General features: G+C 56.4%; 1 protein-coding gene. It reads left to right on the top strand.

Annotation, left to right across the window (positions count from 1 at the left end; genetic code table 11):
- Positions 1 to 399: phage tail tape measure protein (locus tag QP381_RS08565; protein WP_285068512.1), on the top strand; the 399-nt coding region annotated here is incomplete at both ends.

Below are 399 nucleotides of genomic sequence, written 5' to 3'. Positions count from 1 at the left end.
GAAAAAGCCGGCTCAGCCCTAACCAAGTTCGGCCTAGTCACCACAGGCGCGCTCGCGGGCTCGATAAAAGCCGCAGTCGACTGGGAATCCGCCTTCGCGGGAGTCCGCAAAACCGTAGACGGTACTCCTGCAGACCTAGCAAGAATAGAATCCGGGCTACGGGCCATGACCGGGCAAGTATCTGCCTCCCACGGAGAAATCGCAGCAGTAGCAGAAGCCGCAGGCCAGCTAGGCGTATCCAAAGAAAACATTGTCGGATTCACCAAGACAATGGTTGACCTTGGCGAAGCAACCAACCTGTCAGCCCAAGACGCCGCCATGACCCTAACCAGGTTCATGAACATCATGGGCACCAGCCAAGATAAAGTCTCCAACCTAGGCTCATCAATCGTCCACCTC

This window comes from Pauljensenia sp. UMB6358, assembly GCF_030216865.1.
Classification (GTDB): Bacteria; Actinomycetota; Actinomycetes; order Actinomycetales; family Actinomycetaceae; genus Pauljensenia; species Pauljensenia turicensis_A.
The sequence above is the reverse complement of the archived record's forward strand: the minus strand, read 5'-3'. Positions and strand labels throughout refer to the sequence as shown.